This window comes from Falsiroseomonas sp. E2-1-a20, from assembly GCF_051433195.1.
Taxonomy (GTDB): Bacteria; Pseudomonadota; Alphaproteobacteria; order Acetobacterales; family Acetobacteraceae; genus Falsiroseomonas.
Map to the genome: position 1 here is coordinate 1 of NZ_JBHMFT010000086.1, position 7,355 is coordinate 7,355.

The following is a 7,355-nucleotide window of genomic DNA, read 5'->3' on the forward strand; positions in this document are numbered from 1 at the left end:
GAACGACGGAGGGGCGACCAAGCTCAATCACGGGCTCAACGGGCCCAAGGCGGATCGGCATCCCCTCCGCCACCGCGCCAGCCAGCTTATGACGGACCGACCCAGATGCTCGAGACTTACAAGGGGGACGGTCATCGCTCAGGTCCGGGCGCTGCTGCGCCAGCCGGAGGTGGTGCTGGGCGCTTGGCGCGTTGCACGGGCCTCGGCGCCGGGCATGACGGCGGACGAGGCCCGGCTGGCGCTGGAGCGGCTGGACCCGCTGTGGGAGGAGCTCTTCCCCGCCGAGCAGGCGCGCATCATCCGCCTCCTGGTAGACCGGGTGGACATTGATGCTGGCGGCGCCGACGTGCGGCTCAAGCTGGAGGGCCTGGCGAACCTGGCGGGGGACCTGGCGACGCCGCCCGCCGGATCTGTGAGGGCGGCAGCGTGACCGGCGCCGCGCAGATGCTGACCGTGCGGGTGCCGCTGGCGGTCCGGAAGCAGCGGGGTGGGCGGAAACTGGTCCTGACGCCGGGCGGCATGGCGCCCCGCAGCGCCTCGGCTGCGGAAACCACGTTGGTGAAGGCGGTGGCCCGGGCGTTCCGGTGGCGGCGGATGATGGAAACCGGGCCGCTACGGCACGATCAATGAGCTGGCCGCGGCGGAGAAGATCAACTCGTCCTATGTCTCCCGCCTCTTGCGCCTCACGCTGCTGGCGCCGGATATCGTTGCAGCGATTCTGGATGGGCAGCAGGCGGATGGGATGTCGCTGCCGGGGCTGATGGAGCCATTTCCTGTGGAGTGGGAGAGACAGCGAGGCAAAGCATTATTGAGCACTGAAAGGAGAAAAGTGTAGAAATCATTGCGCCAAGTTGCTGAACTCACCCCTGCCTCGGGTATCCAGGAGATCTCAGCTAATGTTGGACTCAACCAGGTTGACGCATCCGACAGTCCTTCTGGCAGGCACGGCGCTTCTTGTGGTGTTCGCCTTGGTGCTCTGGCGTGCCGGCAGTCGAAGGCGTGCGGCCGACCAGGATGTGTTCAAGCTTCTCGGTACCAGCGCCAAAGCACCACGGCAGCGCGTCGCCACATCTCCCGTCGACCTATCTCGGGCCCTTCGGGGAGATGCCGACTGGCGGGCGATCCGAACCCACGCGCGCGACGCAGCTTACCTCAGAGCAGTCGAGACCGTCCGTAACCGCTACCAGATCGTGAATGATCCCATGCTCCTCTCCAACACCCTCCGGACCACCATGGAACGCTGGGGTCTGAGCTTCCGGGACGCCGTGATTCGCGTAGCGGAGGATGACGGTTTGAGATGAACCACGACGCCTAGGCCAGCGCGCTTGCGAAGGTTGTGGCACGTGTCGTCCGGTGGCGGCGGATGATGGAGGCGGCCCGCTTCGGCACGATTTACAACTGGCCGCGACCCGGAAGATCAACCCGCCCTACGTCTCGCGCCTGCTGCGCCTAACGCTGCTGGCACCGGACATCGTCGAGGCGATCCTGGACGGGCGGCAGCCGGATGGCATGACGCTGCCGGTGCTGAAGGAGCCGTTTCCTGTGGAGTGGTGGAAGCAGCCGTCGACGCTCGGGCAAGACTAGACTGAGGGCAATCTTCTGGTCCGGTGCTGCGCAGCGGCGCCAGCCGTCGCACTCTTGCCATGTGCCCGCCGCCGGCCTCAGCTTCCCGGTGCCGGACTGCTCCTCAGGCGAGGCGCCTCCACGGCGCCATGCCGCCGCGATCACTTGACCCGCGCTCCGCCGCCGTCAGGCGGCCGGCACTGAGACACAGCGGATGCCGCCACCCGCGCCCTTCAATAGGCGGCCCGCTTGATGGATAGCCTACTGCGCTGCGGGACGCACCTGCACCATTCAGGCCGTATGCAGAAAATCGAGCACCGCCGCATTAAAGGCGGCGGGGTTCTCGCGGCTCATGGGGTGGCCTGCGTCAGGTATCGTCGCACGACGGACGCCATAGATGGACTTCTCCAGCCCATCGAGGACCGTCACGAAAGCGGGTCGGGTTAGCGCACCACCCACCAGCAGCGTTGGAACACTGATCGCCTCGGCTGAGGAACGCGAGTAGGGCGTCCGCCCCTCATCGATCTGGCCAAGCAGGGTCGAGGCGTTATCCATGTTGATTTGTTTGCGCTCCGCCGAAAGCCGGTCCCAGGAACCTGGCCCAACCGCATATTCGTAGAAGCTGCGCAAGCCCGCCACCACATCCCCCCGGCGCACTTTCTCGACCGCATCAGCGATCAAGGCCGTGTAGCTGCCGGGCTTTGAATCTTCGGGTAGTAAGCTGGCGTCGAGAACGCCGCTGGGCTCCGCCAGGATGAGACGTTTCAGCAGGCGCGGGTACCGTTCCGCAAGTCGGAAGGCGATGTGGGCTCCACGCGAATGGCCGATGAGATGGGCCGGTCCAGCGCCGAGCGCGGTGATGAAGTCGGCGAGGTCCGCAACGTGCTGATCCACCGTGAAGCTGCGGCCAATGCCGTCCCAGTTCTCCGGCCAGTAGTGGCGCAAGCTGACGGCAACCGTGCGAAACCCAGCGGCCGCAAAGTCCTCCATCTGCGGCGCCCAGTGGCGATAGTCGGAGAGGGAGCCGTGCACGAGGACCAGCGGGTCGCCCGCGCCCTGCTCAATGTAGGCCATGTCATGGCCGTTGATTGTCAGGCTCGCCATCGGCACGGCCCTACTATCGTTCAGAGAGGATACGCGGGGCAGGTGGTAAGACAACCAGCCGTCGACGACGGGCGGCGATGTGGGCAAACGTCGCGAGGCCGCCTATCGCGACCAGGTGAAAGCCGGCCACCACAGTCAAGGATGCTGCACCGGTTCCGGCGATATCGCCCGCCCAGCCAGCCATCGGCGGCAGCACCGCCATACCGAGGTAGAAGAACGTGTAGAAGACACCCATCCCCACGGAGCGTGTTTCGGCCGACAGAACGCGAGCTGGCAAAGACATGATCACGGGGCCGGGCGGTGTCGATAGCAGTCCTGCCGCCAGAAGCGCAGCAGCAGCCAATGCAACCGGCAACTCCGCACCAAATGCCAGAACCAGGACGGCGATGGCTGCGGCGCCATGAAGCAACGATGCTGCCAGCACTGGTCGCCCGGTTCGATCAGCCAGGGCACCGCCGAATGGCAGCAGCGGAATCCTTACCCATCCAGCCAGGCTAGCCACCACGCCGGCCACTGCCACCGACATGCCGCGTTCTGCCAGTACAACGGGCGCAAATCCGAGCAGGGCGGCGAAGGCGACGTTTTGTCCGACCCAGGCAGTGCCAGCTGCTGCAACCGGCGCAAATTCCCCCCGATGAAGGCCGAGGAGCCCGTCACCAGCCGCCTGGGGCGCATCATCCGCTTTGAGCGCTGGGGAACTCTGGCGCAACGCGAGAGTGGCGCCGAGCAACGTCATGCCACAGGCGCCGGCGACGGCGAGCGTCGCGACGCGCCACGAGGTCGCTTCCGCAAGAGGTGGAAGCAGCACTAGCGCAAGCCCGACCCCAAGGGGCCAGGCTGCGAGCATGCCGCCCAGTGCCGGGACAAGAGCGCGGTCCCCGGCAAACCTGCCAATGACCATCGTGGAAAGAACAACTGTCAGCAAAGCGCTGCCAGCGCCGGAGACGGCCCGGCCGATCAGTGCGGTTGCCATTCCTCCCGACACGCCGATCAGCAACCCGCCAGCCGACATGAGGAGCAAGCCCACGAGGGCGATCCGTCGCTCACCGTGTCGCGCGGCGAGCCAGCCTGCGGGCAATGCCAGCAGGATTCCCGGAAGCATGTACGCGCCGATCAGGAGGCCAAGGCCGCCATAGCCGATGCCCAAGCTGGCATCTGCCAGCATTGACGAACCGGTGGCGCCGACCGATTGGAACTGTACCGCGCCTGCTGTCCGCGCGAAAATCGCGACAACAAGTACCGCCCAACGATCCTTGCTGGGTAACGCGGTCGGGGCACTCATTGCGGCCGCGCGTCCGTGCGCCTGTGTTCCAGTCCCATCAGCGGCGTTTCGCTGGCCCGTGCCGAGATGTCACGGTATGGGAACTGCTTCATTGATCTGCACGATGGGCTGGACGTCCGTAAACTTTGGTATGTCTGCAAATATCTCGGCGCCATTCGACGCGATTGCCTTCTGCAGTGCGTCAAGCGATTGGAACGTTAAAAGCGCGATAACTACATACGTTGCCTGTCCCTCACCGGGTGAGCCGATTCCCGTAGTATTCTCACATCAAGCAGTCCGCTCTCTTCCAACAGCGCCAGAGGAGCGCAGCGTGCTCATTAAGATAATATTTTTGGTTGAACGTGGACCCTGACTGAGCACGATACATGACGCTGAGAAGCACCATTGAGACCTCCATGGATACAGTTGGATGCCGGGGAAATCCTGGGGCCGAGGCCAGCGAGCGACTTGCTCCATGCAGCGGCTCGCCGATCTTATGGCGAGAGCAAGAGGCAGGACGGTCAACAATTCGAGACTGAAAGAGTCGACTTCAATCGGTTATCTTGATGCCGCTACGACCCGAAGAAACTGCAATTTATTCAAGATAATCCGAACTGGCCGCGGCCGAAAAGATCAACTCCTCCTACGTCTCGCGCCTGCTGCGCCTGACCCTGCTGGCGCCTAACTTCGTCGAGGCGATTCTGGACGGGCGGCAGCCGGAGGGGATGACCCTGCCGGGGCTGATGGAGCCGTTTCCTGTGGAGTGGGAGAGGCAGCCGGGCCGCCATATCGATTGAAGCGCGGAACGCAGCGAATCGCTTCCGCCCTTGATGAGCACAACTGCATGGGCTGCGCGGAGTGGCCACCACGTCGGCGGAGCCGCTGGTGGCAGTCGCCGCTGGGCGCTTATCTCTCCGGCATACCCGCGAGCCGCCAACCGTCGAGCATCGGCTCGAAAACGGCCGGCCGGTGACGGGCCGGGTGAGAGCGTTTCATCATCTCGATGGAGGTGTTGGGATTGGCTTCCAGCAGCTTGCGCACCGCCTCGCGTGCCCCACGCAAATCGCCGGACAGCGCGGCAGTGTAGGCAAGTATTCGGTAGACCCAGGACACCTTGGGGTGGCGATAGATAACCTCCTTCAGCCGCTCCGCCGCCTCAGCATGGTCGCCCCCGTAGGCCAGCGCGGCGGCGATGCCTATGCGGAGGTTGAAGGCCAGCGGATCGAGCGGGCTGAGCGCCAAAGAGCGCTCGAACCGCCGGATCGCCTCCTCCGGCTCCATGCGGTAGATGGCCAGCCAAGCGTATCGCGCCCACGCCCAGGCGTTGTTCGGATCGAGCGATAGCGCGCTCTCGATAAAGGATGAAGCGCGCGGGAGGTCGTCGAGGCACTGGCTAAGCGCGGCACCCACCGCGGCCAGCGCGGTCGGATCGTCGGCGATCAACCCAGTCGCGGCCTCCACAGCAATGCGTGCGGCATGCCGGCTGGCCTCCGGCTCAGCAGACCATAGATAGACGACATCCTGCGAATGGCACCAAGCCAGCAGTGCATGGGCGCGCCCGTACTGCGGGTCCGCGTCAACGGCGGCCAGAAGCAGCACAATGGCCTGGCTGTTGTCGCGTTGATCGTGGCTCCAGATACGCGGATAGGCCTGCAGCACGAGATCGTGCGCGCGTAGGTTCCCAGGGTGCTTGCGGGTGGCGACTGCGATCTCCGCGTTGCGCACGACGGGCAGGATGGCCCCGGCGACATGCGCGGCGATGCGGTCCTGGAACTCGAAGATGTCAGTCGTCGCACCCTCATAGCGGTCTGACCAGATCTGTGCCCGCGTCTCGGCATCCACCAGCTGCACCGAAATCCGGAGCCGGTCGCCGCCGCGCCGGATCGTGCCCTCGACCACGTAGCTGACGCTCAGCTCGCGCCCGACCTCCCGCACATCCACGAAGCGGCCCTTGTAGGTAAAGGCCGATTGGCGGGCGATTACGAAGAACTCCTTCACGCGTGACAGGGCACCGGTGATCTCCTCCACCACGCCATCAACGAAATAGCCGTCGCCCTCGCCGCTGAGGTTGTCGAATGGCATGACTATGATTGCAGGCTGGTCCCCGGCACGTGCCGGCGGCACGATCAGCGAGGCTGGGGGCGCGGCATGTGCCGGCCTTGCGACTGGCGTCTGCACGTCTTCGCGCAGCAGGGCTAGGGTCTCTGCCTCGGGCTCGGTATCCAGTTCGCGCCGCAGCGCCTCGCGGCAGAGTTCAAGCTGCCGCAGCGCCGCGTTCCGCCGGCCCTGAGCAAGCCGTAGCCGTATCAGCGCACGGTGTGCTTCCTCCGCCCCTGGGTCGCTTGTCAGCAGCCTTTCGGCCAGTGCTTCGCAAGCTGCACCGGTCGCCCCCCCATCAGTGGCTGCCTGGCTCAGCCGCTCCACAAGGTGCAGCGCCTTCCAGCGGCACGCCTGCCGTTGCGGTGCGAACCACTGCTCCAACATGTCTGGCAACACGACGCCGGCCAAGACGTCGCCTTGATAGAGCGCCGCCGCGCCGGCGAGCAGTTGGGCATCCTTTGCCCCAGCGAGGGCCTCGAAATGCCAGAGGTCTACCGCCTCCGGCCGTGCGTCCAGGCAAACGGTTTCCATATCGCTGTCGAGCCGTATGTCGGGATCAGCGTCGGACAGCGCGCTGCGGATCGCGGCGAGCGCCTGGCGGAGGCTGTTTCGTGCCTGCGCCTCACCGCGGTCCGGCCAGAGAGCATTGCTAAGCGCCTCGCGACGCAACCCCTTCGCACCGAGAGTGAGCATGGCCAGGAGTAGCGCCGCCTTGCGGGTCGGCAGCCGAACCGCGCTGCCTTGCGTCGACACCAGGCCCAGTCTGCCTAGGACACGGATCCGCACATCATTCTCTCGCGCGTTCATCCGCGCAGCATAGCAGCGTGTCGTGCGATTTAACGTCGATTTCACGCGCCCGAAGGCGGGAAAGGACGGCATTTCACGCGCCTACGAACGCTGGCGATACGCCCGTTGGGGAAACTCCCTGCACCAACAGAGGAGAGAACCCCATGCGACAGGCCATTCACCAGACAACCGGCTCCCGGATCGGCGAGGCCCGGGTTGCGGCTGACCTGTTCATCCAATTGCGTCACCGCGCTGCGGCAGTACTCGCGCGCATCACGGCGCAGCGCGACGCTGCCGCGATGCGTGACACGCTGGCTGAGCTAAGCGAAGCACAGCGGCGCGATATAGGCGTCGACGCAGTGGCAAGCATCCCCACCGTCGTTGTGGACGGCGCGTTGATGCGCCGGCTGATGGCAATGCGCTAAACATCGCGCGCATCAAGCCAGCCCCGCGGGCGTTCCGATAGCGGCGGATGATGGAGGCGGGTCGCTACGGCACGATCGACGAACTGGCGGCGGCCGAGAAGATCAATTCCTCCTAA

General features: G+C 65.3%; 9 protein-coding genes. 5 read left to right on the forward strand and 4 right to left on the reverse strand.

The window, feature by feature from the left end:
• Positions 1-214: 214 nt before the first annotated feature.
• The 4 genes from ACFHPP_RS29810 to ACFHPP_RS29825 all read left to right on the forward strand — a co-directional run bounded on the left by ACFHPP_RS29810 (position 215) and on the right by ACFHPP_RS29825 (position 1,584).
• Positions 215-430, forward strand: coding sequence for a hypothetical protein (locus tag ACFHPP_RS29810; RefSeq protein ID WP_437166861.1), 216 nt, complete (start codon positions 215-217; stop codon positions 428-430).
• Positions 427-630, forward strand: coding sequence for a hypothetical protein (locus tag ACFHPP_RS29815; RefSeq protein ID WP_437166862.1), 204 nt, complete (start codon positions 427-429; stop codon positions 628-630). The genes ACFHPP_RS29810 and ACFHPP_RS29815 overlap by 4 nt, the downstream gene beginning before the upstream one ends.
• Positions 631-896: 266 nt before the next feature.
• Complete coding sequence (locus ACFHPP_RS29820; RefSeq protein WP_437166863.1) at positions 897-1,301, forward strand: hypothetical protein; 405 nt, start codon at positions 897-899, stop codon at positions 1,299-1,301.
• A 52-nt stretch (positions 1,302-1,353) separates the two neighbouring features.
• Positions 1,354-1,584, forward strand: coding sequence for a hypothetical protein (locus ACFHPP_RS29825; protein ID WP_437166864.1), 231 nt, complete (start codon positions 1,354-1,356; stop codon positions 1,582-1,584).
• 270 nt (positions 1,585-1,854) lie between these two features.
• Here ACFHPP_RS29825 and ACFHPP_RS29830 read toward each other — a convergent pair whose 3' ends face one another.
• The 4 genes from ACFHPP_RS29830 to ACFHPP_RS29845 form a co-directional block, all read right to left on the reverse strand.
• The gene (locus tag ACFHPP_RS29830; RefSeq protein WP_437166865.1) at positions 1,855-2,667 is read right to left on the reverse strand and encodes an alpha/beta fold hydrolase; all 813 of its coding nucleotides are present in this window, start codon (positions 2,665-2,667) and stop codon (positions 1,855-1,857) included.
• 13 nt (positions 2,668-2,680) lie between these two features.
• Entirely contained in the window at positions 2,681-3,949 is a 1,269-nt protein-coding gene (locus ACFHPP_RS29835; protein ID WP_437166866.1) for an MFS transporter, read from the reverse strand.
• A 69-nt stretch (positions 3,950-4,018) separates the two neighbouring features.
• Positions 4,019-4,198, reverse strand: coding sequence for an EthD family reductase (locus ACFHPP_RS29840; protein WP_437166869.1), 180 nt, complete (start codon positions 4,196-4,198; stop codon positions 4,019-4,021).
• A gap of 636 nt (positions 4,199-4,834) precedes the next feature.
• A complete protein-coding gene (locus ACFHPP_RS29845) occupies positions 4,835-6,907 on the reverse strand; it encodes a BTAD domain-containing putative transcriptional regulator (RefSeq protein WP_437166867.1) in 2,073 nt (690 codons plus the stop codon).
• 71 nt (positions 6,908-6,978) lie between these two features.
• On the opposite strand from ACFHPP_RS29845, the gene ACFHPP_RS29850 reads away from it, so the two are divergent.
• Entirely contained in the window at positions 6,979-7,239 is a 261-nt protein-coding gene (locus tag ACFHPP_RS29850) for a hypothetical protein (protein WP_437166868.1), read from the forward strand.
• Positions 7,240-7,355 lie beyond the last annotated feature (116 nt).

Coding starts and splice junctions, on each gene's coding strand:
- ACFHPP_RS29845 (WP_437166867.1), bottom strand. CDS start 6,907: ATGCCGTCCTTTCCCGCCTTCGGGCGCGTGAAATCGACGTTAAATCGC.
- ACFHPP_RS29810 (WP_437166861.1), top strand. CDS start 215: ATGACGGCGGACGAGGCCCGGCTGGCGCTGGAGCGGCTGGACCCGCTG.
- ACFHPP_RS29850 (WP_437166868.1), top strand. CDS start 6,979: ATGCGACAGGCCATTCACCAGACAACCGGCTCCCGGATCGGCGAGGCC.
- ACFHPP_RS29835 (WP_437166866.1), bottom strand. CDS start 3,949: ATGAGTGCCCCGACCGCGTTACCCAGCAAGGATCGTTGGGCGGTACTT.
- ACFHPP_RS29830 (WP_437166865.1), bottom strand. CDS start 2,667: ATGGCGAGCCTGACAATCAACGGCCATGACATGGCCTACATTGAGCAG.
- ACFHPP_RS29820 (WP_437166863.1), top strand. CDS start 897: ATGTTGGACTCAACCAGGTTGACGCATCCGACAGTCCTTCTGGCAGGC.